Annotated in this window: 26 protein-coding genes; 13 read left to right on the top strand and 13 right to left on the bottom strand. The window is 68.2% G+C overall.

Annotated elements, in window-relative coordinates:
• Positions 1–149 precede the first annotated feature (149 nt).
• Positions 150–1,166 carry a quinone-dependent dihydroorotate dehydrogenase gene (locus ACJ7IV_RS10675; protein ID WP_483864365.1) on the top strand — a complete coding sequence of 339 codons (1,017 nt, stop codon included), beginning with the start codon at positions 150–152 and terminating at the stop codon, positions 1,164–1,166.
• Between the two features lie 82 nt (positions 1,167–1,248).
• Here the strand turns inward: ACJ7IV_RS10675 and rmf are convergent, their stop codons facing one another.
• Entirely contained in the window at positions 1,249–1,455 is a 207-nt protein-coding gene (gene rmf / locus ACJ7IV_RS10670) for a ribosome modulation factor (protein ID WP_161432451.1), read from the bottom strand.
• 246 nt (positions 1,456–1,701) lie between these two features.
• Here rmf and rlmKL point away from each other — a divergent pair, with 246 nt between their 5' ends.
• Both rlmKL and ACJ7IV_RS10660 read left to right on the top strand, forming a co-directional pair.
• On the top strand, positions 1,702–3,891 hold the full coding sequence (rlmKL, locus tag ACJ7IV_RS10665) for a bifunctional 23S rRNA (guanine(2069)-N(7))-methyltransferase RlmK/23S rRNA (guanine(2445)-N(2))-methyltransferase RlmL (RefSeq protein ID WP_483864364.1): 2,190 nt from the start codon (positions 1,702–1,704) through the stop codon (positions 3,889–3,891).
• A 94-nt stretch (positions 3,892–3,985) separates the two neighbouring features.
• A complete protein-coding gene (locus ACJ7IV_RS10660; RefSeq protein WP_483864363.1) occupies positions 3,986–4,333 on the top strand; it encodes a glutaredoxin family protein in 348 nt (115 codons plus the stop codon).
• Between the two features lie 104 nt (positions 4,334–4,437).
• Here ACJ7IV_RS10660 and ACJ7IV_RS10655 read toward each other — a convergent pair whose 3' ends face one another.
• Positions 4,438–4,716: a hypothetical protein gene (locus ACJ7IV_RS10655; RefSeq protein ID WP_232913314.1), complete on the bottom strand. Its 279-nt coding sequence runs from the start codon at positions 4,714–4,716 to the stop codon at positions 4,438–4,440.
• 92 nt (positions 4,717–4,808) lie between these two features.
• Between ACJ7IV_RS10655 and pdxB the strand changes: the two genes are divergently transcribed.
• On the top strand, positions 4,809–5,981 hold the full coding sequence (gene pdxB / locus ACJ7IV_RS10650) for a 4-phosphoerythronate dehydrogenase PdxB (RefSeq protein WP_483864362.1): 1,173 nt from the start codon (positions 4,809–4,811) through the stop codon (positions 5,979–5,981).
• A 156-nt stretch (positions 5,982–6,137) separates the two neighbouring features.
• Here the strand turns inward: pdxB and htpX are convergent, their stop codons facing one another.
• The 11 genes from htpX to ACJ7IV_RS10595 form a co-directional block, all read right to left on the bottom strand.
• The gene (htpX, locus tag ACJ7IV_RS10645) at positions 6,138–7,043 is read right to left on the bottom strand and encodes a protease HtpX (RefSeq protein ID WP_483864361.1); all 906 of its coding nucleotides are present in this window, start codon (positions 7,041–7,043) and stop codon (positions 6,138–6,140) included.
• A 102-nt stretch (positions 7,044–7,145) separates the two neighbouring features.
• The gene (locus tag ACJ7IV_RS10640; RefSeq protein WP_483864360.1) at positions 7,146–8,375 is read right to left on the bottom strand and encodes a pyridoxal phosphate-dependent aminotransferase; all 1,230 of its coding nucleotides are present in this window, start codon (positions 8,373–8,375) and stop codon (positions 7,146–7,148) included.
• A 35-nt stretch (positions 8,376–8,410) separates the two neighbouring features.
• Positions 8,411–9,376, bottom strand: a complete 966-nt coding sequence (ylqF, locus tag ACJ7IV_RS10635; protein WP_483864359.1) for a ribosome biogenesis GTPase YlqF — start codon at positions 9,374–9,376, stop codon at positions 8,411–8,413.
• A gap of 75 nt (positions 9,377–9,451) precedes the next feature.
• On the bottom strand, positions 9,452–9,853 hold the full coding sequence (msrB, locus tag ACJ7IV_RS10630) for a peptide-methionine (R)-S-oxide reductase MsrB (protein ID WP_213313021.1): 402 nt from the start codon (positions 9,851–9,853) through the stop codon (positions 9,452–9,454).
• Between the two features lie 154 nt (positions 9,854–10,007).
• Entirely contained in the window at positions 10,008–11,099 is a 1,092-nt protein-coding gene (ychF, locus tag ACJ7IV_RS10625) for a redox-regulated ATPase YchF (protein WP_483864358.1), read from the bottom strand.
• A 216-nt stretch (positions 11,100–11,315) separates the two neighbouring features.
• On the bottom strand, positions 11,316–11,900 hold the full coding sequence (gene pth, locus ACJ7IV_RS10620; RefSeq protein WP_483864357.1) for an aminoacyl-tRNA hydrolase: 585 nt from the start codon (positions 11,898–11,900) through the stop codon (positions 11,316–11,318).
• An 87-nt stretch (positions 11,901–11,987) separates the two neighbouring features.
• Complete coding sequence (locus tag ACJ7IV_RS10615) at positions 11,988–12,635, bottom strand: 50S ribosomal protein L25/general stress protein Ctc (RefSeq protein ID WP_483864356.1); 648 nt, start codon at positions 12,633–12,635, stop codon at positions 11,988–11,990.
• Between the two features lie 109 nt (positions 12,636–12,744).
• Entirely contained in the window at positions 12,745–13,686 is a 942-nt protein-coding gene (locus ACJ7IV_RS10610; RefSeq protein WP_483864355.1) for a ribose-phosphate pyrophosphokinase, read from the bottom strand.
• A gap of 53 nt (positions 13,687–13,739) precedes the next feature.
• The gene (gene ispE, locus ACJ7IV_RS10605) at positions 13,740–14,609 is read right to left on the bottom strand and encodes a 4-(cytidine 5'-diphospho)-2-C-methyl-D-erythritol kinase (protein ID WP_483864354.1); all 870 of its coding nucleotides are present in this window, start codon (positions 14,607–14,609) and stop codon (positions 13,740–13,742) included.
• Complete coding sequence (gene lolB / locus ACJ7IV_RS10600; RefSeq protein ID WP_483864353.1) at positions 14,602–15,222, bottom strand: lipoprotein insertase outer membrane protein LolB; 621 nt, start codon at positions 15,220–15,222, stop codon at positions 14,602–14,604. Before lolB ends, ispE begins: the two co-directional genes overlap by 8 nt.
• 26 nt (positions 15,223–15,248) lie before the next feature.
• Positions 15,249–17,003, bottom strand: coding sequence for a tetratricopeptide repeat protein (locus tag ACJ7IV_RS10595; protein ID WP_483864352.1), 1,755 nt, complete (start codon positions 17,001–17,003; stop codon positions 15,249–15,251).
• 165 nt (positions 17,004–17,168) lie between these two features.
• Here ACJ7IV_RS10595 and hemA point away from each other — a divergent pair, with 165 nt between their 5' ends.
• From hemA to ACJ7IV_RS10550, 9 genes are all read left to right on the top strand, one after another.
• Positions 17,169–18,437 carry a glutamyl-tRNA reductase gene (gene hemA / locus ACJ7IV_RS10590; protein WP_483864351.1) on the top strand — a complete coding sequence of 423 codons (1,269 nt, stop codon included), beginning with the start codon at positions 17,169–17,171 and terminating at the stop codon, positions 18,435–18,437.
• A gap of 9 nt (positions 18,438–18,446) precedes the next feature.
• Positions 18,447–19,538, top strand: a complete 1,092-nt coding sequence (gene prfA / locus ACJ7IV_RS10585; RefSeq protein WP_483864350.1) for a peptide chain release factor 1 — start codon at positions 18,447–18,449, stop codon at positions 19,536–19,538.
• A gap of 16 nt (positions 19,539–19,554) precedes the next feature.
• Complete coding sequence (gene prmC / locus ACJ7IV_RS10580) at positions 19,555–20,406, top strand: peptide chain release factor N(5)-glutamine methyltransferase (RefSeq protein WP_483866576.1); 852 nt, start codon at positions 19,555–19,557, stop codon at positions 20,404–20,406.
• 153 nt (positions 20,407–20,559) lie between these two features.
• Positions 20,560–21,060 (top strand): Lrp/AsnC ligand binding domain-containing protein, encoded by a 501-nt coding sequence (locus ACJ7IV_RS10575; protein WP_161432435.1) that lies wholly within the window; start codon positions 20,560–20,562, stop codon positions 21,058–21,060.
• 8 nt (positions 21,061–21,068) lie between these two features.
• Entirely contained in the window at positions 21,069–21,830 is a 762-nt protein-coding gene (locus ACJ7IV_RS10570; protein ID WP_483864349.1) for a HesA/MoeB/ThiF family protein, read from the top strand.
• Between the two features lie 253 nt (positions 21,831–22,083).
• The gene (locus ACJ7IV_RS10565) at positions 22,084–23,370 is read left to right on the top strand and encodes an NAD(P)/FAD-dependent oxidoreductase (RefSeq protein ID WP_483864348.1); all 1,287 of its coding nucleotides are present in this window, start codon (positions 22,084–22,086) and stop codon (positions 23,368–23,370) included.
• Positions 23,371–23,408: 38 nt separating this feature from the next.
• Positions 23,409–24,518, top strand: a complete 1,110-nt coding sequence (locus tag ACJ7IV_RS10560) for an ABC transporter ATP-binding protein (RefSeq protein WP_483864347.1) — start codon at positions 23,409–23,411, stop codon at positions 24,516–24,518.
• A 10-nt stretch (positions 24,519–24,528) separates the two neighbouring features.
• Positions 24,529–25,452: an ABC transporter permease gene (locus tag ACJ7IV_RS10555; RefSeq protein ID WP_483864346.1), complete on the top strand. Its 924-nt coding sequence runs from the start codon at positions 24,529–24,531 to the stop codon at positions 25,450–25,452.
• The gene (locus ACJ7IV_RS10550; protein ID WP_161432431.1) at positions 25,449–26,246 is read left to right on the top strand and encodes an ABC transporter permease; all 798 of its coding nucleotides are present in this window, start codon (positions 25,449–25,451) and stop codon (positions 26,244–26,246) included. Before ACJ7IV_RS10555 ends, ACJ7IV_RS10550 begins: the two co-directional genes overlap by 4 nt.
• The last annotated feature ends 36 nt before the right edge of the window (positions 26,247–26,282 follow it).

Genomic DNA, 26,282 nt, shown 5'->3' with positions numbered 1-26,282 from the left:
TGTGTTCCGGGTGCTCCACACCCCGGTGTCTCTTGGTTGGCTACAGTAGATCACAAAATCGGCGTCGGCTGCCCCCTGTGACGTCGTTTCCCCAGGGAGGCGCTGCTATACTCACGCCCCGCCCGTGACCGCCACCCTCCGGAGACGCCATGTACTCTCTTGCCCGCTCGCTGCTCTTTCGTCTGGACGCCGAGACAGCCCACGGCCTGACCCTGCGCGGGCTGGACCTGGCCGCCAGGGTGGGGCTGGCGGCACGCCTGGGGGGCGAGCGAGTGGCGGACCCGGTAGAGCTGATGGGGCTGCGCTTCCCCAACCGGGTGGGACTCGCCGCCGGACTCGACAAGAATGGCGACCACCTCGATGCTCTGGGCGCGCTGGGCTTCGGCTTCGTGGAGGTCGGTACCGTGACCCCCAGGCCACAGCCCGGCAATCCACGGCCGCGGCTGTTCCGGCTGCCCGAGGCGGGTGCCATCATCAACCGCATGGGCTTCAACAACGCCGGGGTCGACCACCTGGTCGCGAAGGTCAGGGCCAGCCGTTTCGACGGCGTGATCGGCATCAATATCGGCAAGAACCTGACGACCCCGGTGGAGCAGGCGGTGGATGACTACCTGACCTGCCTTGAGAAGGTGCACGCCCACGCCCACTACATCACTGTCAATATCTCCTCGCCCAATACCCCGGGGCTGCGTAACCTCCAGTTCGGCGAGCACCTCGACGGACTGCTCTCGGCGCTTCGCGAGGCGGGCTCGCGCCTCGACCGCGACAGCGGTCGCCGCGTGCCCCTGGCGGTGAAGATCGCGCCGGACATGGAGGCCGAGGAAGTGGGGCTGGTGGCCGATTGCCTGGCGGTTAATGCCATCGATGCGGTGATTGCCACCAATACCACGGTGTCCCGCGAAGCGGTGGCGGGCCTGGCCCATGCCGACGAGGCCGGTGGCCTCTCCGGTCGACCGGTGTTCGAGGCCTCCAATGCGGTGATCCGGGAGCTGCGCCGCCGGCTTCCCGAGATGCCGATCGTCGGCGTGGGTGGCATCGACAGCGGTGCGGCGGCACTGGCCAAGCGCGAGGCCGGGGCCGACCTGGTACAGCTCTATTCGGGCTTCATCTACCGCGGCCCGGCGCTGGTAGGGGAGTGCGCGCGGGCGCTGCGCGACGGGGCCTGAGCCGCAGCGTACCCACGCAAAAAGCCCGCGGCTTGCCGCGGGCTTGAGGAAGCGTGAACCTCGATAGGTTCGGGTAGCGGGTTCACACCACCATGGGGTTCTTGTGGATGCCGGAGACACCGGTCATGCCGGCCCAATGATCCCCACGACCTTCACGCCAACCGCTCATCCAGTATTCGCGAAGATTGACGTCCTGACTGGGACAGTCATCGCGGGAGCGACCTGAGACACCTGCCTTGTAGCCATGCGTATAGGCACGCTGGAAGCGATCACGTTTCTGTCGTTTCATTGGACTACCTCTTGATAAGGTATCTGACTGGCTCGGGGATTATTGAAGCGGCCCGAGCCGTAACATGCCATGGGCCCAGAATCTGGAAAGGGCAGGCCCGATGACAGGAAACGCATGCGTGTTCTCAGTAGCTACTGTCCTATTGATAGCCCATCCCGATCCGGGTTGTCGACCACCGATTTGTAACAGCTCGTTCACCTGCCTGACATGGCACACATTTACCCTACTGCCTCGCGGTGATTGCCGATGAATCCGACCCCATCCACGTCCTCCCTTGAGCTATTGGTGACCTGCCCCCGCGGTCTCGAGGAACTGCTGGCCGAGGAGCTGGCAGCCCTTGGCGCCGCACCCGGCAAGAGCACCGTGGGGGCGGTGAATGCCCGGGCTGACCTGGCCTCGGCCTACCGGCTCTGCCTGTGGTCGCGCCTGGCCAACCGCGTCATCCTGTGCCTGGTCCGCGAGGAGGGCGTGAATACCCCCGACCAGCTGCGCGAGGCGGTGGCCGCGGTGGCCTGGGAGCAGCACCTGCCGCTCGGTGCCAGCCTGGCGGTGGACTTCCATGGACGCAGCGAGGAGATCCGCCACACCCGCTTCGGTGCCCAGACGGTCAAGGATGGCGTGGTCGATCGCCTGCAGGCCCGGGAGTTGCCGCGCCCCTCGGTGGATCTCAAGCAGCCGGACCTGCGTCTCTACGCCAATCTCCACCGTGGTCGCCTGGTGGTGGGTATCGACCTCTCCGGCGAGAGCCTGCACCGTCGCGGCTATCGTCGTGACGTGGGGCACGCGCCGCTCAAGGAGAACCTGGCCGCGGCCCTGCTGGTGCGTGCCGGCTGGCCCGAGCTGGCCCGCCAGGGGGCGCCGCTGGTCGATCCGCTGTGCGGCGCCGGGACCCTGTTGATCGAGGCGGCACTGATGGCCGCCGACATGGCACCCAACCTGCCCCGGGAGCGCTTCGGCTTCCACGGCTGGGCGGGGCACGACGAGGCGGCATGGCGAGAGCTCCGGCGCGAGGCCGAGGCGCGGGCCAGCATCGGTCGCAAGCGCTGCCGTTCGCGGTTCTATGGTTTCGACCAGAGCCCGGCGGCGCTCTCCGCGGCCAAGGCCAATGCCATGCGCGCCGGCATCCCGGCGCTGATCGAGCTTCAGGGCGCGGGGCTCGCCGAGCTGGCCCGCCCGCAAGGGCTCGAGGAGGCGCCGGCGGGCCTGGTGATCACGAATCCGCCCTACGGCGAGCGACTCGGCGAGCTGCCGGAGCTAGTGACCCTCTACGCCCGGCTGGGCGAGCGGGTGCGCGCGGCCTTCCCCGGCTGGCGCCTGGCGGTATTCACCGGCAACCCCGACCTGGGCCATCGCATCGGCCTGCGTGCCCACAAGCAGTATGCGCTGCGCAACGGTCCCCTGGAGACGAAGCTGCTGCTGATGGCGGTACCCGAGCGGGAGGATGAGGAGACGGCTACGCCGCCGTCCCGCTCGGAGGGGGCGCAGATGTTCGCCAACCGGCTGGAGAAGAACCGCAAGCGGCTCAGGAAGTGGCTGAAGAAGAGCGGCGAGAGCTGCTACCGCCTCTACGATGCGGATATGCCGGAGTATGCGCTGGCGGTGGATATCTATGCTGGCTGGGTGCATGTGCAGGAGTATGCGGCGCCGAAGTCGGTAGATGCCGGCCAGGCCCAGAAGCGGCTCTTCGAGGCGCTGGCGGTGATCCCCGAGGTGCTCGAGGTGGACCCCGCACGGGTCGTGGTCAAGCGACGCCAGCGCCAGAGCGGACGCGACCAGTACCAGAAGCAGGCCGCCACCGGCGAGCGCTTCGAGGTGCACGAGGGGTCGGCCAGGCTGTGGGTCAACCTGCGCGACTACCTGGATACCGGACTCTTCCTCGACCATCGCCCGGTACGCCGGATGCTCGGTGAGATGGCGGCCGGCAAGCGCTTCCTCAACCTGTTCTGCTACACCGGGACGGCCACCGTGCAGGCGGCCCTGGGCAGCGGCAGCGCGGGCGGTGCGGTGGAGAGCGTCAGCATCGACCTCTCCAACACCTACCTGCAGTGGGCCCGCGACAACTTTGCGCTCAACCGCCTCGATGCGGGACGACATCGGGTGGTGCGTGATGACTGCCTGCGCTGGCTGGAGAGTGCCCGGGCCGAGTTCGACCTGATCTTCATGGACCCGCCGACCTTCTCCAACTCGAAGAAGATGGAAGATACCCTGGATATCCAGCGCGACCACGGCCGGCTGGTACGTCTGGCCATGGCGCGCCTGGCGCCCGGGGGAACCCTGGTGTTCTCCAATAACCAGCGTCGCTTCACGCTGGACGCCGACCTCGCCGAACACTACGCGGTGGAGGAGATCTCGGCGAAGAGCTTCGATCCGGATTTCTCCCGCAACCCCGACCTGCACCATGTGTTCCTAATCCGCCACCGGGAGGCAATGGCATGAGACCTTCGATCCGCTCTTTATCCTGCTCCCGCAACCCCGATCTGCACCATGTGTTCCTGATCCGCCATCGGGAATCACGGAAAGGGGGCGGTGCATGATCCAGTTGACCCTCTACACAACCCTGGGCTGCCACCTCTGCACCCAGCTGGAGGCGTTGCTGGCACGGCTGTGTCACGAGCCGGTAGTCCTGGAGCGGGTTGAGATCAGCGAGGACGAGGGCCTCATGGCGCGCTATGGCGTGCGTATCCCGGTGCTCGCCGATGGCGAGGGCGACGAGCTCGATCGCGGCTTCGAGCCCGAACGGCTCGCCGCCTGGCTGCGGGCCCGGGGCTGGCTGGATGAGGCGGCCTGGGCGTCACTCCTGCGCGAGCTTTCCGGCAAGGACGAGCCCCGGGAAGCGCGGCCGGCGACGGTGCGTGGCGGCAGGCGCTATCTGGGGTGACCCGACGTAGTCGGGAGCTGGAAGAGCGTCGCTTCGCTCCTGGAAGCTGGAAGAAACCCCTTGAGCGCGACGGTAATGGGATATGTTGCCTTTCAGCTTTCAGCTTACGTCTCGAGCAGCGACAGCTGGCTGACCGCCTCGCGTCCCTCGGGGCTATGGTCCTCAACCTCCAGCACCTTGCGAAAGCCCCGGGAGGCCTGGATGGTGGCCTCGTCGGCCAGCCACATCATCGCCTGGTCGCGTTCGTCGGCCAGCTGATGCTTGAGACCGCCGAACTGGGTGCCGATCTGGCCCCAGGCGCGGCTGAATATCCAGTCGCCGAACATGTCCTGATGGATGTGCACCAGCACATAGTCATGGTCGGTTTCCCAGCGAATGATCATGGAGACTCCCGCGTGCTGCTGTGTGCCGGCCTGGGCGGCGAAGTGGTAAGCTGGCGCCTATTGTAATGGCTTGCTGGGGGCGAACAACGTTCATGAAGATCCTCGTCGACGCCAATGTGCCTGCCGCCGATGCCTGCTTCGGGGCATTGGGGGAGGTGGTTCGCCGCCCGGGACGCGAGATCGCCCCCGGCGACCTGCGCGATGCCGATGCCCTGGTGGTGCGTTCGATCACCCGGGTCGATGCGACGCTGCTCGCCGAGGCGCGGTGTCTGCGCTTCGTGGGCACCTGCACCATCGGTACCGACCATGTCGATACCCGGCTGCTGGCCGAACGCGGCATCGCCTTCGCCAGCGCCCCGGGCTGCAACGCCGAGGCGGTGGTCGACTATGTGCTGGTGAGCCTCGCGACCCTGGCCGAGCGCCAGGGCTGGCGGCTCGCCGAGCGGCGCGTGGGGGTGGTCGGTGCCGGCAACGTGGGCGGGCGGTTGCTGCACCGCCTCTCGGCCATGGGCATCGACTGCCTGGCCTGCGACCCGCCCAGGGTAGAGGCGGAGGACCTCAGTGCACCCGACAGCGGTGCGCCTGCCGACTTCGTGGACCTGGATACCCTGATCGACGAGTGCGACGTGCTCTGCCTGCACACTCCGCTGGTGCGCGAGGGCCCGCACGCCACCCATCACCTGCTCGATGCCGAGCGCATCGCCGCCCTGGCGCCGGGGTCAGTGCTGCTCAATGCCGGGCGCGGTGACTGCCTCGATGGCCAGGCGCTGCGTGCGCGCCTGGCGGGGCAGGGCGATATCTCCGCGGTGCTCGACGTCTGGGAGGGTGAGCCCGGCATCGACGCGGCGCTGCGTGACCTGGTCGAGCTCGCCACCCCGCATATCGCCGGCTACAGCCTCGATGGCAAGCTGCGCGGCACCCACCAGGTCACCCGAGCGCTATGCCGGGCGTTTGGCCTGCCGTGCCGCGTCACCCTCGACGAGCTGCTGCCGGCGCCGCCCCTCGCCCGGCTCGAGCTTGGCCCGGGGCTCTCCGCCGAGGAGGCGGCGTCCCTGGCCATGCGCGCCGTCTATGACCCGCGCCGCGACCACGATGCCTTGCGCCGCGAGGGCCGCCGCCAGGGCATGGCCGCCGGCTTCGATGCCTGCCGGGCGGCCTATCCGCTGCGCCGGGAGTTCGCGACCCTCGAGGTAGCGCTGCCAGAGGCGGAGGGCGAACTGGCGGTTTGGCTTGTGGGGGTCGGGTTTCGGGTCGCCACGCCCTGAGCGCGATGGAGAGGTGAAACGCAGCGGGCCCGCCAATCGGCGGGCCCGCTGCGTGTCGCTCATGAGTCAGTCGTTACTCGCGGTAGGCCGCCTCCTTCAGTGCGCGGATGCGGCCGTACAGAGAACAGCGGCGGGTAGGCCCGCCGCGGATCGTCGTTACTCGCGGTAGGCCGCCTCCTTCAGTGCGCGGATGCGATCATCCAGCGGCGGGTGGCTGGCGAACAGCTTCTCCACCAGCGAGCGGGTCTGGCCCTTGGTGATGGCCATGGCACGCAGGGTGTCGGGCATCTGGTCGGGCAGCTCGGTCTCGCCCTTGAGGCGAGCGAGGGCGTTGATCATGGCGCCGGAGCCGGCCAGCTTGGCGCCGGCGGCGTCGGCGCGATATTCGCGGAAGCGCGAGAACCAGGCGACGATGGCCGAGGCGGCGATGCCGAAGACGATCTCGGCCACCATGACCACCGCGAAGTAGCCCATGAAGCCCAGGCCGCCCTCGCCGTCGCTGCGGCTCTTCAGGAAGCCGTCGACCAGATGGGCCACCACCCGGGCGAAGAACATCACGAAGGTGTTCACCACGCCCTGGATCAGCGCCAGGGTGACCATGTCGCCGTTAGCCACGTGGCCGATCTCGTGGGCCAGAACCGCGCGCACCTCCTCGGGACGCATGCGGTTGAGCAGCCCGGCGGAGACCGCCACCAGGGCGTCATCCTTGTTCCAGCCGGTGGCGAAGGCATTGGACTGCTGGGCCGGGAAGATGCCCACCTCCGGGGTCTTGATGCCGGCATCCCTTGCCAGCTCCGCCACGGTGTCCACCAGCCACTTCTCGGTGGCGTTGGAGGGCGTCTCGATCACCACGGTGCCGGTGCTGCGTTTGGCCATCCACTTGGAGATGAACAGCGAGATCATCGAGCCGGCCATGCCGAAGATGAAGCAGAAGATCAGCAGGCTCTGGAAGTTGATCCCCTGGTCGCTGAGGTAGCTCTCCACGCCCAGCAGGCGCAGGGTGATGCTGGCCACCAGCAGTACCGCCAGGTTGGTGCCCAGGAAGAGCAGGATTCGCATCATGTCGGTGGATCTCCATCGATCATCGAAAGGATGCCGCCCGGACGGGCGGCGTGGTCAAGCTGTTGCTTAGATACGGCCAGGCGCTGCGGGTTTCAAGCGCCGCTACTGGCGGTAGCGCGACAGGAAGCGCGCGAAGCGGTCCAGGGCATCACCCAGCTGGTCGGCCCAGGGCAGGGTGACGATGCGCACATGGTCCGGCTCGGGCCAGTTGAAGGCGGTGCCCTGGACCAGCAGGATCTTCTCCTGGAGCAGCAAGTCGAGCACCATCCGTTGGTCGTCCTGGATATTGAAGACCTTGGGGTCCAGGCGCGGGAAGGCGTAGAGCGCGCCCTTGGGCTTCACGCAGGAAACGCCGGGGATGGCGTTGAGCTTTTCATGGGTGATATCGCGCTGGGCCAGCAGGCGCCCGCCCGGCAGGATCAGGTCGTTGATCGACTGGTAGCCGCCGAGGGCGGTCTGGATAGCATGTTGCGCCGGCACGTTGGCGCACAGGCGCATCGAGGCGAGCATGGTCAGTCCCTGGATGAAGTCGGCGGCGCGCTGCTTGGCGATATTGCCGGAGAGGATCATCCAGCCGGAGCGGAAGCCGGCGCAGCGGTAGCTCTTGGAGAGCCCGTTCATGGTCACCACCAGCTGGTCCTCGCCGGCGAGTGCCCCGGTGGAGACGTGCTCCACGTCGTCGTAGAGGATCTTGTCGTAGATCTCGTCGGAGAACACCACCAGGTCGTGCTGGCGCGCGATCTCGAGCAACTCGCGCAGCACTTCCGGCGGGTAGACGGCACCGGTGGGGTTGTTGGGGTTGATGATCACGATCGCCCGGGTGTGGGCGGTGATCTTGGCGCGGATATCGTCCAGGTCCGGCGCCCAGTCGGCCTGCTCGTCGCAGCGGTAGTGGACGGCGTGGCCGCCGGCGAGGTTGGCCGCCGCGGTCCACAGCGGGTAGTCGGGGGCCGGGATCAGCACCTCGTCGCCGTCGTTGAGCAGCGCCTGCAGGGCCATCACGATCAGCTCGGAGACTCCGTTGCCGATATAGATATCCTCGATGCCGACGCCCGGGATCTCCCGGCGCTGGCACTCCTGCATGATCGCCTTGCGCGCCGAGTAGAGCCCCTTGGAGTCGCAGTAGCCCTGGGCGGTGGGCAGGTTGCGCATCACGTCCTGGAGGATCTCCTCGGGCGCCTCGAAGCCGAACGGGGCAGGGTTGCCGATGTTGAGCTTGAGGATGCGCTGGCCTTCCTCCTCCAGGCGCTTGGCGTGGTCGAGCACCGGGCCGCGGATGTCGTAGCAGACGTTGTGCAGCTTGTGCGATTTGCGGATCGGGGTGGTATCCATGTCGTTCGGTGTCCAGGTCGGCGAGGGCGATAGGATTATGCGTCGTGCGGGGACTCGGCGTCATCGGCGCCGTTCGGCTCGATGATGGGCTCCGGGGGAATGTCTGCCGGGTTCTCCAGGGTCAGGCGGCCGAGCTTGCCGTCGCGCAGCTCATGCAGCAGCACCTCGGCACCGCGATGCAGGTCCACCTCGCCGCCGGGGCGCAGGCCGCCACGCCGGCCGGCGATATCGGCCAGGATGGCGTGGCCGTCGAAACCGGCCACGGCCAGCAGGTCCACGCGCAGCGGGCCGTCGGCCTCGACCCGCGCGGCCTCCGGGTTGGCCCGGTAATCGGGCAGTGCCTTGAGCTTGTAGCGGGCTTTGAGGGCCTCAGGGTAGCGGCGGGCCAGCTCGGCGGCGGCGACCACCGCAACGTCCACATAGTCGATGGCAGTGTCGCGGATGGCACCGCTGGCCGCCAGGCGGTAGGCGCTGGCCTGGTCCTCGATCTTGGGCCACAGCACCCCGGGGGTGTCGATCAGCGCCACGCGCCCGCCGATGCGCACCTTCTGCTGGCGCTTGGTCACCGCGGGCTCGTTGCCGGTCTTGGCGATGCTCTTGCCGGCCAGGCCGTTGATCAGGGTCGACTTGCCGACGTTGGGTATGCCCATCACCATCACCCGCACGTCGCGGTCGGCGCGGACCGCCCCGGCGAGCTCGTGGCAGAGCTTGGGGATGCGCTTGAGCTCGCGGGCGTTGGTGGTGGTCACGGCAAGCGCGCGCATGTCGGGCTGGGCGTCAAAATAGGCCACCCACTCACGGGTGCGCTCCGGGTCGGCCAGGTCGGCCCGGGAGAGGATCTTGAGCACCGGCTTGTGGCGGGTGAGCTCGGCGAGCATGGGGTTGGCGCTGGAGTAGGGCAAGCGGGCGTCGAGGACCTCGATCACCACGTCGATCTCCGGCAGCGCCTCGGTAATCTGGCGCCGCGCCTTGTTCATGTGTCCCGGGTACCAGCCGAGCATGGACCTCTCCTGCCTTCAAAAGATTCGGCCGCCCATCTTAGCAGATGCGCGCCCGCGGCAGGATGGGATGGATGGCTATTCTCCGGCGTGGAAGTCCAGCGCCACGGAGTTGATGCAGTAGCGCAGGCCGGTGGTGTCGGCGGGGCCGTCGGGGAAGACATGGCCGAGGTGCGCGCTGCAGCGCGCGCAGGTCACCTCGGTGCGGCGCATGCCGTGGGTGGTGTCGAGATGCTCCTCCACACATGACGGTGTCATGGGCCGATCGAAGCTCGGCCAGCCACAGCCGGCCTCGAACTTGTGCTCGTTCTCGAACAGCGGAGCGTTGCAGCAGACGCAGTGGTAGATGCCGTGCTCGTCGGTGACCCGGCAGTCGCCGCTGAAGGGCGGCTCGGTGCCCTTCTCGCGGGTAACGCGGTACTGTTCGGGGGTCAGCTGCTCGCGCCATTCGGCGTCGGGCTTGTCGATCTTCCAGGGCATGGCAGCTCTCCTTGTCGTCGGGGCAATGATCCTATTGTGGCACGCACCGGGCATGGCGGGGGAGTCCTTGCCGCGGTAGCGGTCACGACGCCTCAACGCAGTCGCCCCCGGTGGCGTGCCGGGGGCGTGAGTCTCGGGGGAGTCGAGGAGGGGCTCACACGTTGAAGCGGAAGTGGATCACATCGCCGTCCTGGACGATGTACTCCTTGCCCTCCAGCCGCCACTTGCCGGCGTCCTTGGCACCCTGCTCGCCACCCAGCGTGACGAAGTCGTCGTAGGCGATGACCTCGGCGCGGATGAAGCCCTTCTGGAAGTCGGTGTGGATCCCCCCGGCGGCCTCGGGGGCGGTGGCACCCACCTTCACGGTCCAGGCGCGCACCTCCTTCACCCCGGCGGTAAAGTAAGTCTGCAGGCCGAGCAGGGCGTAGCCGGCGCGGATCACGCGGTCGAGCCCCGGCTCCTGCATGCCCATCTCGTCGAGGAACATGGCACGCTCCTCGTCGTCGAGCTCGGCGATCTCGGCCTCGAGCTGGTTGCATACCGGCACCACCACGGCGCCTTCCTCGGCGGCGATCTCGTTGACCACGTCGAGATAGGGGTTCTCCTCGAAGCCATCCTCGTTGACGTTGGCGATGTACATGGTGGGCTTCAGCGTCAGGAAGCCGAACCCCTTGAGCTGGTGCTTCTCGTCGTCGTTCAGGCCGAAGCTGCGCAGCGGCAGGCCCTCGGCGAGATGGGGCTGGATGCGCTCGAGGATCGCCTTGGTGGCGATGGCCTCCTTGTCGCCGCCCTTGGCCACGCGCACCAGGCGCTGGATGGCGCGTTCCACGGTGTCGAGGTCGGCCAGTGCGAGTTCCATGTTGATGATCTCGATATCGGCCCGCGGATCGACCTGGTTGGCGACGTGGATCACGTTGTCGTTGTCGAAGCAGCGCACCACATGGGCGATGGCCTGGGTCTCGCGGATATTGGCCAGGAACTTGTTGCCCAGTCCCTCGCCCTTGGAGGCACCGGCGACCAGACCGGCGATATCCACGAATTCCATGGTGGTGGGAAGCACCTTCTGGGGCTTGACGATCTCCGCCAGCTTGTCGAGACGCGGATCGGGCATCGGCACGATGCCGACGTTGGGCTCGATGGTGCAGAAGGGGAAGTTCTCGGCGTCGATGCCGGACTTGGTCAGGGCGTTGAAGAGGGTCGACTTGCCGACATTGGGCAGGCCGACGATACCGCAGTTGAAACCCATGGGAGTGTCCTGGAAAGCGTGTTCGCGAGTGGAAAGTGGCGACCATTCTACCCGACTGGAGGGCAAGCTATAAGCTGGAATAGCGCCGCTTCGCGGCTGGAAGCTGGAAGAAGGGCCATTGCGCCTGCGCTGGCAGATCATGATGCCTTCGAGCTTCGAGCTTCGAGCTTCGAGCTTCGAGCTTCGAGCTTCGAGCTTGCGGCTGGCTTTTCGGCCTCAGGCGGAAAAGCTGTGCAACCGGTTCATGGCCCGGGCCCACTCTCCGTCGAGGGCGTCGGGCAGGGTGGCCAGGCACTCGTCGATGGCGGCCTCGATGGCGATATGCTCGGCCTTGCCGGGGCGCCCGAGCACATAGTTCGTCACCTGGCGCGAGTCCCCGGGGTGACCGATGCCGAGGCGCAGGCGATGGAAGCCGCGTTCGTTGCCCAGGGCGCTGATGATGTCGCGCAGGCCGTTGTGGCCGCCGTGGCCGCCGCCGGTCTTGTAGCGGGCGCTGCCCGGGGGCAGGTCCAGCTCGTCGTGGGCCACCAGCAGCTCATCCGGTGCCAGCTTGAAGAACTGGCAGAGTGCTGCCACCGCACCGCCGCTGCGATTCATGAAGGTGGTGGGGTTGAGCAGGTGGAGGTCACGCCCCTCGAACTGGACTCTGGCATGCAGGCCCAGGAACTTGCGGTCGGCGCGCAGTTCGCCACCGGCGCGTCGTGCCACCGCCTCCACCAGCCAGGCTCCGGCGTTGTGACGGGTGGCCTCGTAGTCGGCACCGGGGTTGCCCAGGCCGATGATTGCTCTGACCTGACTCATGTTTCACCTCCAAAAAAAATCAAGCGCCGGGGCGCTTGATCATCAGCAGGAGGGCCGCGCCAGGCGCGGCCCCTGAGCAGGTGAGGATCACTCCTCGCCCTTCTCGCCCTCTTCCTCGCCCTCGGCGGCTTCGCCTTCGTCTTCCTCGGCGCGCACCTTCGGCTTGGCGATGCTGAGCACGGCGTTGTCGTGGTCTTCACCATGGGTCAGGTCGACCAGGGTGACACCGGCCGGCAGGCTCAGGTCGGAGAGGTGCAGGGTGGTGCCCAGCTCGACCTCGGAGATGTCGACTTCCAGATAGTCGGGCAGATCCTTGGGCAGGCAGCTCACCTGGACTTCGTTGGCCAGCACGTGCAGCTCGCCGTCCTGATCCTTGATGCCCTTGCACTTGTCCTCGCCCACTACGTGCAGCGGCACGTTCAGGGTGATCTCGTGGGTAGCATCCACACGCAGGAAATCGGCGTGGGTGACCAGCTGCTTGAAGGGGTGACGCTGCAGGTCACGAACCACCACCTGCTCGCTCTTGCCGTCGACCACCAGGTTCAGGATGGAGGAGAAGAAGGACTCCTCCTCGATCGCCTTGTAGAAGGCGGACTTCTCGACGGCGATCGGCTGGGGCTCCTTCTCACCACCATAGATGATGGCGGGAACCTGCTCGTTCGCACGACGCAGGCGGCGGCTCGCACCTTTCCCCAGGTCGTTACGAACGCTGGCGTTGAGAGTAAAATCGGACATGGAATTGCCTCTTGCTTGAAGTAGGAAAGCGTCAGGGACCGCGACCAGAGCCCTGACGCTTCCGGATGCCCCGAAGGGCGCTTTCCGGCGCCTGTTGCCGAGGTTGCCCTCAGTGGAACATGGCGCTCACGGATTCCTCGTTGCTCACCCGACGGATCGCCTCGGCGATCAGCCCGGCCACGCTTAGCTGGCGGATCCTGCCGCTGCGGCGTGCGGGCTCGGAGAGCGGGATGGTGTCGGTGACGACGACCTCGTCGAGCACCGAACCGACGATGTTCTCGACCGCCGGGCCCGAGAGGATGGGGTGGGTGGCGTAGGCCACCACACGCTCGGCGCCGTGGTCCTTGAGTGCTTCGCCGGCCTTGCACAGGGTGCCGGCGGTGTCGATCATGTCGTCCACCACCACGCAGTTGCGGCCCTCGATCTCGCCGATGATGTGCATCACCTGGGCCTGGTTGGCCGCGGGACGCCGCTTGTCGATGATGGCGAGGTCGGCGTTGAGCTGCTTGGCGATGGCACGGGCGCGCACCACGCCGCCCACGTCGGGGGAGACCACCACCAGATTCTCGTAGTTCTGGCGCTCGATGTCGTCGAGCAGGATCGGCGAGCCGTAGACGTTGTCCACCGGCACGTCGAAGAAGCCCTGGATCTGGTCGGCGTGGAGGTCCATGGTCATCACCCGGTCGACGCCGGCCTTGACCATCATGTCGGCGACGATCTTGGCCGAGATCGGCACCCGGGCGGAGCGCACGCGACGGTCCTGACGGGCATAGCCGAAGTAGGGCACCACGGCGGTGATCCGCGATGCAGAGGCCCGGCGCAGGGCATCTATCATCAGGATCAGCTCCATCAGGTTGTCGTTGGTCGGCGCACAGGTGGACTGCAGGACGAAGACGTCCTTGCCGCGCACGTTCTCGTTGATCTCGACTGCGATCTCGCCGTCACTGAACTGTCCTACCGTGGCGTTGCCCTGGCGGGTGTCCAGACTCTCGGCGATCTTGCGGGCGAGTTCGGGATTGGCGTTCCCGGCGAAAACCATCAATTTTGACACGCGCAGCCACCTATGCAGTGTGTTGGGTCATCGGGGGTTCGGATCGGGTGCGATCAGCGATCCAGAACGTCATGCAGCGGAGAGCGGTTCAGCCCGCGGGCCTTGAAGGCCTGCCAGCGGCCGTCGATCTCGGCCAGCAGCCGGTCGGCTTCCTGCTCGCTGGCCAGGCTGGCGAAGACGCAGGCACCCGTGCCGGTGAGCATGGTCGGTGCGCGTTGCGCCAGCCAGTCCAGGGCTGCGGCTACCGACGGATAGAGTGACCTGACCGTGGACTCGCAGTCGTTGCGCCAGCGTGACGCTCCCCCCTGAAGGGCGCGCGCCATGGTAATCGGGGGGGTGTGACGTGTCAATTCGGGGGCCTGGAATACCGCCGCGGTGGCCACCTCGATGCCGGGGTGGACCACCACGAACCAGGGCGTGTCGAGGTCCACCGGGGTGAGGCGCTCGCCGACCCCCTCGCCCCAGGCGGCGTGGCCGCGCACGAAGACCGGCACATCGGCACCGAGCGCCAGGCCCAGTTCGGCGAGGTGGTCGAGCGACAGTCCCAGTCCCCAGAGGGCGTCGAGGCCGAGCAGGGTAGTGGCGGCGTCCGAACTGCCACCGCCCAGGCCGCCGCCCATGGGCAGGCGTTTCTCCAGTCGGATGTCTGCGCCCAGTGGGCAGTTGCTTTCGGCCTGGAGCCGACGCGCCGCGCGCACGATCAGGTTGTGCTCATGGGGCACACCGGCAACTTCCGGCATCAGACGGATCTCGCCATCCTCGCGCCGGGTCAGGTGCAGGGTGTCGCCATGGTCGAGGAACTGGAACAGCGTCTGCAGCTCGTGGTAGCCGTCCGCGCGGCGCCCGGTGATATGCAGCATGCGGTTGAGCTTGGCGGGAGCGGGGAGGTCGAGCGTCGTCCCCGCGGCTCCGTGTTCAGGCATCGTCGACCACCGGGCGCCAGTCGTTGACTACCAGGGTCACCCGCAGCTCGTCGTAGGTCATCACCAGGCGGCGTGGCAGCCACAGGCCGTCGGTATGGATCCAGTCGCGGTAGTTGACCTCCCAGCCATCCTGCTCGAGGCGGGCCGGGAAGCCGAGCTCGTCCTCCTCAAGCCGATAGTCGCTGGCGTCGCCGGGCAGGCCGCGGATCCAGTCCGACAGTGCGCCGAGCGGCAGCGACCAGCCCAGCTGCTGCTCCATCAGTGCCTCGGGAGTCTCGGCCTCGAAGCGCCCCTCGGCGTTGGTTAGCGAGAAGCGCCCCTCGCGGCCCTCAAGGGTAGTGCGGCCGCCGCCGAAGGGGCCGCTGATCAGCAGGCGATAATAGTGAGGGTGCTGGCTCCAGTCGAGATTGGCGCTGGTGGAGTCCTCGGGGGTGCGCAGCCCGGCCTTGCCGGCCAGCTGCCAGGTATCCAGCGACTCGATGCGTGACTCCTGGGCTTGCCACTGACCAGCGGCTCGCTCCCCCTCGGGCAGCGGAGCCTGGCGGGCGCAGCCGGCGGCCAGGGCCATCAGCAGCAGGGCGGCGGTGAGTCGAAGCGGGTGTCTGCGTCGCATGGCGGTCTCATGGTCGGGTGGTCGTGTCATCGGGGTGCAATCCCCGGGAGGCGTTGCAGCAGGTCGTCGATCAGCGGGCGTTCGTCGAAGCGCTCGAGAGCCTCGCCGACCAGTTCGCGGGCCTCATCGCGGCGGTCCAGCACCCACAGCACCTCGGCCAGATGGGCGGCAATCTCCTGGTCGGGCATGGCGCGATAGGCGCGCTCCAGCCAGGGCAGGGCAGCCTGGGGGTCGCCCTCGCGATAATGCAACCAGCCCATGCTGTCGAGGATCGCGGGGTTGTCGGGCTCGAGGGCATGGGCGCGCTCGATCAGTTCGCGGGCTTCCGCCAGGCGTGATGCGGGTCCCTGGTCGGCCAGGGTGTAGCCCAGTGCATTGAGGGCCATGGCGTTGTCGGGGGCGCGCTCGATGATCCGCTCCAGGTCACGCTCCATGCCCGCAAGGTCGCCTGCCTCCCAGGCGCGCATTCCGCGCAGGTAGAGCAGCTGCTCGTCGTTGGGAGTGCGTGCCAGCTCGCGGTCGAGCAGGGCGTCGGCCTCTTCGCCGAGATCCTCGCGATCGAGCAGCTCCACCTCCAGGGCCACCAGGTCGCTGAACCAGTCATCGTGGCGCAGTCGCTCGTTGCGCAGGAAGCGGCGGGCGTCGTCCAACCGGTCGTCCTCGACCAGCATCTCGGCGGCACGCAGCCGGCTGAGCAGGAACCCCTCCTCCGGCGGCACCTGGCGGTAATAAAGCAGGGCGTTGTCGATCTCGCCCTCGGCACGGGCGATGTCGCCGAGCAGCAGGAAGGCGTCGGCGGGGGGCTCGACGGACTCCACGAGCGGCAGCAGCAGACGCCGCGCCGGCTCGAGGTGCCCTTCATCAAGGTAGAGGCGAGCCAGGCCGATGGTCAGCGCGGCATCGCCGGTGTGCTCCTCGAGCAGGGCATCGGTCTGCGCCTCGGCGGCGGCCACGTTGCCCAGGCGCAGCTCGCTCTGGGCCAGCAGCAGGATGAAGCGGGCATCGCCGGGCGAGACCTCGAGGCCGCGGCGTGCGGCGCTGCGGGCGGCTCGCGGGTCGTCCGCCTCCTGGGCCAGACGGGCACGGGTCAGCCACAGGGCCGGCAGCTCCGGGGCTCGGGCACCGAGACGCTCCAGGCGTCGTTCGGCGGCGTCGGTCTCTCCGACGGCCACCTCGAGCATTGCGGTGGCGAGCTCGGCGTCATGGCGGCGGGCATCCTCAGGCGCCGTGGCCAGGTAGTCGCGCAGTCTGGACAGCAGCGGGGTCGGGTCGGCGTTGGCAGCCAGGGCGGATTCGACCAGCGACGAGATCTCGCTGTCGCCGCCCTCCCGAACCAGGGCGAGTCGCTGGCGCAACGCTTCGTCCCAGTCGCCGCGCTGCACGGCGAGACCAGCCAGCAGTCGCGCCGGAGCGGGGCTGTCGGGTGCGAGCCCCTGCCACTCCCGGGCGGCACGATCGAGCAGTTCGCGTTCGTTGCCGAAGCTCGCGGCCAGGGCCGCGCGCTCCGCGAGGCCGGCGTTGCGGTAGCGTTCGCTGGCAGAGAGGTAACCCTCGGCGGCGCGCTGGTAGTCGCCGCGCTGGCCGGCCAGCTCCGCGGTAAGCAGCCCGGCCAGACCTTCGGCGTCGAGGCCGCGCTCGATGGGCGGGGCACCGGCCAGCGGGTCCTCCATCAGCGAGGCCTCGTCGTCGGCCAGCGGCCACGCCTGACAGCCGGCCAGCAACAGGGCCAGTGCCGGCATCGCCAGAGGCAGGGATAACAGGGAAAGCGGGGCGCGGGCCATGGGGGTCTCGCTTGCGGTGCGGTGGACTCAGCATAACGGCTCGGCCGGCGTGGGCAAAGGCGCAGCGGTGGGGTGCGCCCTTCGCCTTTCGGCTGTGATAGAATCCTGGCGCCTCGATCGCGAGGCCGTAATGGCCGCACACCCCACGTTCAAGATGCCCGACGCATGACGCTGCTTGCCCTTGGAATCAATCACCGAACCGCCACCGTGGAGGTGCGCGAGCAGGTGGCCTTCGACCCCGCCGAGCTGGATGCTGCGCTGGGCGAACTGCGTGGCCTGCCCGAGGTAAAGGAGGCGGCCGTCCTCTCCACCTGCAATCGCACCGAGCTCTACTGCGTGACCGAGCCCGAAGGGGAGGTGGCCATCCTGGACTGGCTGGGCCGCTTTCACGGCCTGCCGGTCGATGACCTCTCGAAGTGCGCCTATCACTACCTGGACAACGACGCCGCCCGCCACCTGATGCGGGTGGCGGTGGGGCTGGACTCCATGGTGCTGGGCGAGCCGCAGATCCTCGGCCAGCTCAAGGACGCCTACCAGGCCAGTCGCCTGGGGCGTGGTCTGGGCAAGGAACTGGAGTGCCTGTTCCAGCACACCTTCGCCGTGGCCAAGCAGGTGCGCACCGAGACCGGCATCGGCCGCAACCCAGTGTCGGTGGCCTATGCGGCGGTGAGCCTGGCCAGCCGCATCTTCGATGACTTCGGCCGCGCCCGGGCGCTGCTGATCGGCGCCGGCGAGACCATCGAGCTGGTGGCCCGCCATCTGGTGGAGGCGGGCGTCAGCCAGCTTACCGTGGCCAACCGCACCCGCGAGCGCGGCGAGCTTCTGGCCGCGCCACTGGGTGGCCGGGCGATCACCCTGGATGCCATCCCCGACGCCCTGGTCGATGCCGATATCGTCATCTCCTCCACCGCGGCCCCACTGCCGATCCTCGGCAAGGGTATGGTGGAGCGGGCGCTGAAGAAGCGCCGTCATCGGCCGATCTTCATGGTTGATATCGCCGTGCCCCGGGACATCGAGCCCGAGGTGGGCCAGCTGGCCGACATCTTCCTGTATACGGTGGATGACCTTCAGGAGGTGATCGCGGAGAACCGCCGCCACCGCCAGGTGGCCGCCGACCAGGCGGAGTCGCTGATCGAGCACGGCGTGGGCGCCTGGCTGCATGACCGTCGCATCCGCAGCGGCGGCGAGCTGATCCATGACTACCGCTCCCGTGGCGAGGCGCAGCGCGACCACTCCCTGGAGCAGGCCCTGGCGCGGCTCGGTCGCGGCGAGGATCCCGAGGCCGTGGTGCGGCGCCTGGCCCACCAGCTCACCAACCGGCTGCTGCACGGCCCCACCGTGGCGCTGCGCGAGGCCGCCTCCGCAGAACGCCACGACCTGCTCGAGGCGGCCAGCGTGCTGCTGCTCGAGGCGACCCCCGACAAGACCCGATAGGACCGATTCATGAAAGCTTCCCTGCGTGCGCGTCTCGACGCCTTCGGCGAGCGCTTCGAGGAGCTCGCCGCCCTGCTGGCGGAGCCCGAGGTGATCGGCGACCAGGCCCGCTTCCGCGACTACTCACGAGAATATGCCGAGCTCGAGTCCCTGGTGGAGGCGTGGCGGGAATATCGCGCCGTGGAGGACGATATCGAGGACGCTGCACAGCTCGCCTCCGACAGTGACCCCGAGATGCGCGAGCTGGCCGAGCTCGAGCTGGCCGAGAGTCGCGAGAAGCGTGACGCCCTGGAGGTGACCCTCAAGCGCCTGCTGGTGCCGAAAGACCCCGACGATGGCCGTGGCGTCTTCCTCGAGGTGCGCGCCGGTACCGGTGGCGACGAGGCGGCGCTGTTCGCCGGTGACCTGTTCCGCATGTACTCCCGCTACGCCGAGAAGCACGGCTGGAAGGTGGAGGTGATCAGCGCCAGCCACGGCGAGCAGGGCGGCTACAAGGAGGTCATCGCGCGCATCAAGGGCGAGGGGGCCTACGCCCGGCTCAAGTTCGAATCCGGCGCCCACCGCGTGCAGCGCGTGCCGGCCACCGAGTCCCAGGGGCGCATCCACACCTCCGCCTGCACCGTCGCGGTGATGCCCGAGGTGGAGGCGGTGGGCGACATCGACCTCGATCCGGGCGACCTGCGCGTGGACACCTTCCGCTCCAGCGGCGCCGGCGGCCAGCACGTCAACACCACCGACTCCGCCATCCGCATCACCCACCTGCCCAGTGGCGTGGTGGTGGAGTGCCAGGAGGAGCGCAGCCAGCACAAGAACCGCGCCAAGGCGATGTCGCTGCTCGCCGCCCGCCTCAAGCAGCACGCCGTGGACAGCCAGCGCCAGCAGCAGGCCGATACCCGGCGCTCCCTGGTGGGCTCCGGGGATCGCAGCGAGCGCATCCGCACCTACAACTTTCCCCAGGGGCGGGTCACCGACCACCGCATCAACCTCACCCTCTACAAGCTCGCCGAAGTGATCGGCGGCGAACACCTCGATGAGGTGATCGAGCCGCTGATCCACGAGTATCAGGCCGAACAGCTCGCCGCCCTGCAGCAGGAGGCCTGAGGTGGCGGGCGGGAGAGTGACCCTCGACGCCCTGCTGGCCGAGGCCGCGGCGAGTCTGGTTGCGGCGGGCTCGCCGTCGGCCCGCCTCGATGCCGAGGTACTGCTCTGCCATGTGCTGGGTGTCGAGCGCACCTGGCTCTACACCTGGGGCGACCGCGACGCCGACGGCGAGACGACAGAGCGCTTTCGGGCGCTGCTGGCGCGCCGCATGGCGGGAGAGCCGGTGGCCTATCTCACCGGTGAGCGCGAGTTCTGGGGGCTTACCCTGGCCACCGACCCAAGCACCCTGATTCCGCGCCCCGATACCGAGACCTTGGTCGAGGCGGCGCTGGCCCTGGCCACGGCGCCTGGCGGGCGGCTGCTCGACCTGGGTACCGGCAGCGGCGCCATCGCCCTGGCATTTGCCAGCGAACGCCCCGGCTGGCGCGTGCTGGGCCTGGATATCCGCCCCGAGGCGGTGGCCCTGGCGCGACAAAATGCCGCGCGCCACGCCCTGGAGAACGCCGTGTTCGGCGAGAGCGACTGGTTCGCCGCCCTGGCCGGGCAGGACGAGGATGCCCGCTTCGACCTCGTGGTCTCCAATCCCCCCTATATCGCCGCGGACGACCCGCACCTGGCCGAGGGCGACGTGCGCTTCGAGCCGCGCTCGGCGCTGGTTGCCGGTGGCGAGGGCCTGGCCGACCTGCGCCACCTAGCGGGGGCGGCACGTGAGCACCTGCTTCCCGGCGGCTGGCTGTTACTGGAGCATGGTTTTCGCCAGGCCGAGGCGGTGCGTGAGGCACTCCTCGCGGCGGGCTACGCCGAGGTGGCCAGCCGCCGCGACCTCGCCGGCCATGAGCGCATCAGCCTGGGGCGTCGGCCGGCGTGAGTCATACCAAGCGTTGATAGCCGTGGATGCGAGGCTGTGGTACACCTTCGGCAGATGATATTTCCGTCAGCTGCCGTAATGCAGGGTGATTAGCAGTCGATTCTGCTGTTGCGGCGGCGCTCATGACTCTTCCGACCGGTGCCACCCATTACAATGAAAGCCAAGTCCCGCTCCCTCGACCGCATCGACCTCAAGATCCTGCGCTGCCTGCAGGAGAACGCGCGTATCTCCTACGTCGACCTCGCCAGCCAGGTGGGACTCTCCACCACCCCCTGCCTGGAGCGGGTCAAGCGCCTGGAGCGCGCCGGGGTGATTCGCGGCTACCGTGCCGTGCTCGATCCCCGGGCGCTCAAGGCCAACCTGCTGGTGTTCGTGGAGATCAGCCTGGAGACCCAGTCGCCGGCCGTGTTCGACGAGTTTCGCCGCGCCGTGGCGCGCCTGCCCCAGATCCAGGAGTGCCATCTGGTCTCGGGGCAGTTCGACTACATCCTCAAGTGCCGCATTCCCGAGATGTCTGCCTATCGCCAGCTGCTCGGCGACGTGGTGCTGACCCTGCCGGGGGTCAAGGAGTCCAAGAGCTACGTGGTGATGGAGGAGGTCAAGGAGGAGTTCTCCCTCCACGTGCCCGATATCGAGGAGTTCGACAGCAAGTGAATCCCCCCATGAACGACCGCGACCTGCTGCGCTACAGCCGCCAGATCATGCTCGAGGCCATCGACATCGAGGGCCAGGAGCGCCTGCTTGCCGGCCACGCTCTGGTGATCGGCGCCGGTGGCCTGGGGTCGCCGGTGGCCCTCTACCTGGCCGCCGCCGGTGTCGGGCGGCTGACCCTGGCCGATGCCGACGAGGTTGAGCTCTCGAACCTGCAGCGCCAGATCGCCCACGGCGAGGCGGACCTGGGGCGCAACAAGGCCGAGTCGGCCCGCGAGGCGGCGCAGGCGCTCAACCCGGGGTGTCGCATCGAGACGCGCACGACGCATCTGGAGGGCGAGAGCATGGCCGCGGCGGTGGCCGCCGCCGACGTGGTGCTCGACTGCACCGACCGCTTCTCCAGCCGTTACGCCATCAACGCCGCCTGCCACGCGGCCGGGGTGCCGCTGGTCTCGGGCGCGGCGATCCGCTTCTCGGGTCAGCTGGCGGTGTTCGACCCCCGTGATCCCGACTGCCCCTGCTATGCCTGTCTCTATCCCCCGGATGGTCAGGGCGACGCGGCGCTCTCCTGCGCCGAGAGTGGCGTGGTGGCGCCTCTGGTGGGGCTGATCGGCAGCTTCCAGGCACTGGAGGCGATCAAGCTGCTCAGCGGTGCGGGCACCCCCCATCGGGGGCTCTCCACCTTCGACGGCCTGAGCGGCGAGTGGCGTCGCTTCGGCGTGCCGCGGGATCCTGCCTGCGTCACCTGTGGCAAACCCGTGACGACATCGTGATCGTGATTTCTTGACGTTTGGCTCGCCGCGCCGAGCGCCTGTCCGATCGCGACGTACGGCCCTTCATGGCGCAGTGGCGATGCCAGGGCCGGTTGCCTGGGCGCCTCGGCAAGGGTGTCGTATCGATTGGGCGTTGTTATTGAATACTTGACATCCACGCGTCGCCTGGTGTCAAACTGATTCCCAGCAGCACCCGTCTTCACAACAACGACAATGGCCACCGGCGCCCAGCGCCCAACCCCGGGGAGCCCGCATGACCGACCACGCCTCACCGCCGATCTCCTGGTACCGCGATTCCATCGCCGTCGACCTCGGCGCCTGCCCGCCCCTCGAGGGCGAGGTACGCGCCGATGTCTGCGTGGTGGGGGGCGGCATCACCGGCTGCTCGGCTGCGCTGGAGCTGGCCGAACGTGGCTACTCGGTGGTGCTGCTGGAGGCCGGCGAGATCGGCTACGGCGCCTCGGGGCGTAGCGGCGGGCAGATACTGCCGGGGCTGGGCACCGACATGGCCACCGTGGAGAAGGCCCTGGGGCGTGAGCGGGCCCGCGATATCTGGCAGCTCAGTCGCGAGGCGGTACGCCTGACCGCCGAGCATGTCGAGCGCCACGCCATCCCCTGCGACCTGCAGTGGGGCTACCTGCACGCGGCGGTCAAGCCGCGCCATGTGCGCGAACTGGCCGAGCATCGCGAGCGCATGGCCCGGGACTATGACTACCATGATCTGGAGATGCTCGAGGGCGAGGCACTGCGCGAGCGGGTGGTCACCGACGCCTACCCGGCCGCCCTGCATGAGTCCGCTGCCGGGCATCTGCACCCGCTCAACTATACCCTGGGTCTGGCCCGCGCCGCCCGCGAGGCCGGGGTGGTCATCCACGAGCAGAGCGCCGCCGTGGCCATCGAGCGTGGCCAGCCGGCCAGCGTGCGCACCGCCGCCGGGCGGGTCACCGCCGATTTCGTGGTGCTGGGCATCAACGCCTACCAGGCGGGGCTGGTGCCGGAAATGGGGGGGCGGGTGATGCGCGCCGCCAACTACATGATCGCCACCGCCCCGCTCAGCGAGGACCAGGCGGCGCAGGTACTGCCCCACAACGACGCCCTGTCGGATGCCAACTTCGTGCTCGACTACTACCGCCTCTCCGGTGATCGTCGCCTCATCTACGGCGGCGAGGTGAGCTACGACGGCCGCGAGCCCAAGGGCATCCAGGCGCGCATGGACGCCAAGATCGCGCGGCTCTTCCCGGTGCTCGAGGGCATTTCCATCGACTATCGCTGGGGTGGCGACGTGGCCATCACGCTCAATCGTGCGCCGGACTTCGGCCGCCTCGGCGGCAATATCTACTATGCCCAGGGCTATTCCGGACACGGCATGGCCCTGGCGGGGCTGGCCGGGCGGCTGATGGCCGAGGCCATCGCCGGACAGGCCGAGCGTTTCGACGCCTTCGCCGCCATGCCTCATCGACGCTTCCCGGGGGGAGCCCTGTTGCGCACCCCGCTGCTGGTACTGGCGACCACCTTCTACAAGCTGCGCGACCGGCTGTGACGAGCCGGCGAGACACCAAAACAACAGAGAGCAACGCCATGAACGATACCCTGACCCTGGATGCCGCCGAGGCCTCGCGAGCCGAGGCCGCCGAGTCGACTCGCGAGGCCTCCTCCATCGAGATGCAGGGGCTGCACAAGCGCTTCGGGCGCGACACCGTGGCCCTGGACGGCGTCGATCTGGTCATCGAGGCCGGCGAGTTCTTCACCCTGCTGGGCCCCTCCGGCTGCGGCAAGACCACCCTGCTGCGCATCCTCGCCGGGCTGGAGGAGGCCGATGACGGGCGCCTGGCCATCGGCGGCCGTGACGTCACCGAGGTGCCACCCCACAAGCGCAGCGTCAATACCGTGTTCCAGTCCTATGCGCTCTTCCCGCACCTGTCGGTGCGCGAGAACCTGGCCTTCGGCCTCAAGATGCGTGGCATGCCCCCCGGGGAGCGCGAGGCGCGGGTGGCGAAGATCGCCGAATTCATCAAGCTGGGCGACCTGGTGGACCGCCGCGTCGACCAGCTCTCCGGCGGCCAGCGCCAGCGCATCGCCCTGGCCCGGGCGCTGGTCAACGAGCCCGACGTGCTGCTGCTCGACGAGCCGCTCTCGGCGCTGGATGCCGGCCTGCGCAGCCAGCTGCAGGTGGAGCTGCTGCGGGTACAGAAGCGCCTGGGCATGACCTTCGTCTTCGTCACCCACGACCAGCAGGAGGCGATGGTGATGTCCGACCGCATCGCCGTGCTCAACGGCGGAGTGATCCAGCAGGTGGGCCCGCCCCGGGAGGTCTACGAGCACCCGACCAACGCCTTCGTGGCACGCTTCATGGGTCATGACAACCTCTACCCGATCAGTGCCCGCGACGGCGACCGCCTGACCACGTCGCTCGGCGAGCTTACCGCCGAAGCGGCCGGGGAGGGCGACCTGCTGCTGATCCGCCCCGAGACCCTGGACCTGCTGCCCGGTGAGCAGGCCGGTGAGAACCAGCTGCCGGCCACCGTCAGCGAGCGGCTCTATCGCGGCAGCCACGCCGAGTATCGCCTGGAGGTGGGCGAGACCACGCTGCAGGCCACGCTGAACAACCGTGGACGGCGCCTGCCCGAGGTGGGCGACCGGGTCACCGTCAAGGTGGCCCCGGAAGACCTGGTCACCCTGAGCGAATGAGGAGTCTCCCATGTCCTACGCCGGCGTGACCCCGACGGCCCGCAGCCGGGCCATGGTGCGCGAGAGTCGCCACCTGCTGTTCACCGTCGCCCCCGGGGCGACCTGGATCATCATCTTTCTGGTGTTGCCCAGCGCTTACCTGATGGGCGTGGCCTTCATGACCAATGGCCCCTACGGCCTGCCGGAGATGCCGCTGTCGCTGGAATCGTTCCGGCGTCTGGCGGGCTTCGGCTTCCTAGGCTGGAGCCCGGGCAACCTCTACACCCTGCTGCGCTCGCTGTGGCAGACCCTGGTCTCCACCGGCCTGGTGGTGATCGTCGCCTACCCCATCGCCTACTACATCAGCACCTGTCGCGCGAAGTGGCGGCCGATCATGCTGCTGCTGGTGGTGGTACCCAGCTGGACCAACCAGGTGATCCGCACCTTCGGCTGGATGAACCTGCTGGCCCCGGGCACCCCGCTCTCCGGTCTGGCCGAGAGTCTGGGGTGGATCGCCCCCAACATGGGGCTCTATCCCTCCAACTTCGCGGTGACCCTGGGCCTGGTCTACAACTTCCTGCCCTTCATGGTGCTGCCGCTCTACGCCGCCTTCGAGAAACTCGATACCGCCCAGGTGGAGGCCGCCCAGGACCTCTACGCCTCGCCGGTGCGCGCCTTCTGGCACGCGGTGTTCCCCCAGACCCTGCCGGGGCTGCTGGCCGGCATCGTGCTGGTGGCGATTCCCGCCTTCGGCATGTACGTGATCCCCGAGCTGCTGGGCGGCGGCAAGGGCATGATGCTCGGCAACCTGGTGGCCAACCAGTTCTCCGGTGGCGCCAACTGGCCGCTGGGGGCGGCCGGCGCGATCCTGATGCTGATCGCCACCTTCATCGGGCTCTACGCCATGCGTCGCATCGGCAAGCGCCTGGGTGGCGGCGAGGAGGTGGTGATATGAGAAAGCGCACGCTCAAGCGAGGCCTGACCGGCTTCTGGTGGTTCACCTTGGCCTTCCTCTACCTGCCGCTGGCGGTGGTGATGTTGTTCTCCTTCAACGCCTCCAACAGCGCGGCACGCTTTACCGGCTTCTCGCTGCGCTGGTACGAGCGGCTGCTGGGCAACGAGGAGATCCTCTCGGCCTTCGCCAACAGCATGGTGCTGGCCATCGTCTCCTCGGTGATCGCACTGGGCGTCGGCTGCCTGATCGGCTACGGCATGTACCGTCACCGGCATCGCAAGCTGGGCTGGCTGATCGTGCTGATCTACCTGCCCATCGTGCTGCCCGACATCGTCTTCGGCATCTCGGAGATGGCCTTCTTTGTGCAGATCCACCGCCTGACCGGGCTCTTCCAGCCGGGCCTGGGCACCATGATCATCGCCCACGTCACCTTCCAGATCCCCTTCGTGGCGCTGATCGTCTACTCGCGCTTCGTGGGTCTGGACCCGACGCTCTTCGAGGCGGCCAAGGATCTCTATGCCACGCCGGCCAAGCGGGTGATCCACTTCATGCTGCCGACCATCAAGCCGGCGCTGATCTCGGCCTTCTTCCTCTCCTTCACCCTGTCGGTGGATGACTTCGTGATCAGCTTCTTCACCGCGGGGCCGGAGAGCGCGACCCTGCCGATCTACATCTGGGGTGCGATCAAGAAGGGGGTGTCGCCCGAGATCAACGCCATCGCTACCCTGATGATCGGCGCAGTGGCCATCGCCGCCATCATCAGCCTGATGTTCAGCCGTCGCCGGCAGGCCTGAGCCGGCACCTCACTCCACGGGGAAACCAGGAGAGTC

The sequence above is a fragment of the Halomonas sp. C10-5 genome, assembly GCF_057169305.1.
Note: the sequence above shows the minus strand (reverse complement) of the source record. Positions and strands in the feature narration are given on the sequence as shown.

Excerpts from the sequence above, each read along its gene's own strand:
- ACJ7IV_RS10655 (WP_232913314.1), bottom strand. The coding sequence starts at position 4,716 with ATGATCATTCGCTGGGAAACCGACCATGACTATGTGCTGGTGCACATC.
- prfA (WP_483864350.1), top strand. The coding sequence starts at position 18,447 with ATGAAAGCTTCCCTGCGTGCGCGTCTCGACGCCTTCGGCGAGCGCTTC.
- pdxB (WP_483864362.1), top strand. The coding sequence starts at position 4,809 with ATGAAGATCCTCGTCGACGCCAATGTGCCTGCCGCCGATGCCTGCTTC.
- ychF (WP_483864358.1), bottom strand. The coding sequence starts at position 11,099 with ATGGGTTTCAACTGCGGTATCGTCGGCCTGCCCAATGTCGGCAAGTCG.
- msrB (WP_213313021.1), bottom strand. The coding sequence starts at position 9,853 with ATGCCCTGGAAGATCGACAAGCCCGACGCCGAATGGCGCGAGCAGCTG.
- lolB (WP_483864353.1), bottom strand. The coding sequence starts at position 15,222 with ATGCGACGCAGACACCCGCTTCGACTCACCGCCGCCCTGCTGCTGATG.
- ACJ7IV_RS10575 (WP_161432435.1), top strand. The coding sequence starts at position 20,560 with ATGAAAGCCAAGTCCCGCTCCCTCGACCGCATCGACCTCAAGATCCTG.
- ispE (WP_483864354.1), bottom strand. The coding sequence starts at position 14,609 with ATGCCTGAACACGGAGCCGCGGGGACGACGCTCGACCTCCCCGCTCCC.
- hemA (WP_483864351.1), top strand. The coding sequence starts at position 17,169 with ATGACGCTGCTTGCCCTTGGAATCAATCACCGAACCGCCACCGTGGAG.
- ACJ7IV_RS10565 (WP_483864348.1), top strand. The coding sequence starts at position 22,084 with ATGACCGACCACGCCTCACCGCCGATCTCCTGGTACCGCGATTCCATC.
- ACJ7IV_RS10550 (WP_161432431.1), top strand. The coding sequence starts at position 25,449 with ATGAGAAAGCGCACGCTCAAGCGAGGCCTGACCGGCTTCTGGTGGTTC.
- ACJ7IV_RS10595 (WP_483864352.1), bottom strand. The coding sequence starts at position 17,003 with ATGGCCCGCGCCCCGCTTTCCCTGTTATCCCTGCCTCTGGCGATGCCG.
- ACJ7IV_RS10555 (WP_483864346.1), top strand. The coding sequence starts at position 24,529 with ATGTCCTACGCCGGCGTGACCCCGACGGCCCGCAGCCGGGCCATGGTG.
- ACJ7IV_RS10570 (WP_483864349.1), top strand. The coding sequence starts at position 21,069 with ATGAACGACCGCGACCTGCTGCGCTACAGCCGCCAGATCATGCTCGAG.
- ACJ7IV_RS10675 (WP_483864365.1), top strand. The coding sequence starts at position 150 with ATGTACTCTCTTGCCCGCTCGCTGCTCTTTCGTCTGGACGCCGAGACA.
- htpX (WP_483864361.1), bottom strand. The coding sequence starts at position 7,043 with ATGATGCGAATCCTGCTCTTCCTGGGCACCAACCTGGCGGTACTGCTG.
- ACJ7IV_RS10560 (WP_483864347.1), top strand. The coding sequence starts at position 23,409 with ATGAACGATACCCTGACCCTGGATGCCGCCGAGGCCTCGCGAGCCGAG.
- ACJ7IV_RS10660 (WP_483864363.1), top strand. The coding sequence starts at position 3,986 with ATGATCCAGTTGACCCTCTACACAACCCTGGGCTGCCACCTCTGCACC.
- ACJ7IV_RS10640 (WP_483864360.1), bottom strand. The coding sequence starts at position 8,375 with ATGGATACCACCCCGATCCGCAAATCGCACAAGCTGCACAACGTCTGC.
- pth (WP_483864357.1), bottom strand. The coding sequence starts at position 11,900 with ATGAGTCAGGTCAGAGCAATCATCGGCCTGGGCAACCCCGGTGCCGAC.
- rmf (WP_161432451.1), bottom strand. The coding sequence starts at position 1,455 with ATGAAACGACAGAAACGTGATCGCTTCCAGCGTGCCTATACGCATGGC.
- ACJ7IV_RS10615 (WP_483864356.1), bottom strand. The coding sequence starts at position 12,635 with ATGTCCGATTTTACTCTCAACGCCAGCGTTCGTAACGACCTGGGGAAA.
- ylqF (WP_483864359.1), bottom strand. The coding sequence starts at position 9,376 with ATGCTCGGCTGGTACCCGGGACACATGAACAAGGCGCGGCGCCAGATT.
- rlmKL (WP_483864364.1), top strand. The coding sequence starts at position 1,702 with ATGAATCCGACCCCATCCACGTCCTCCCTTGAGCTATTGGTGACCTGC.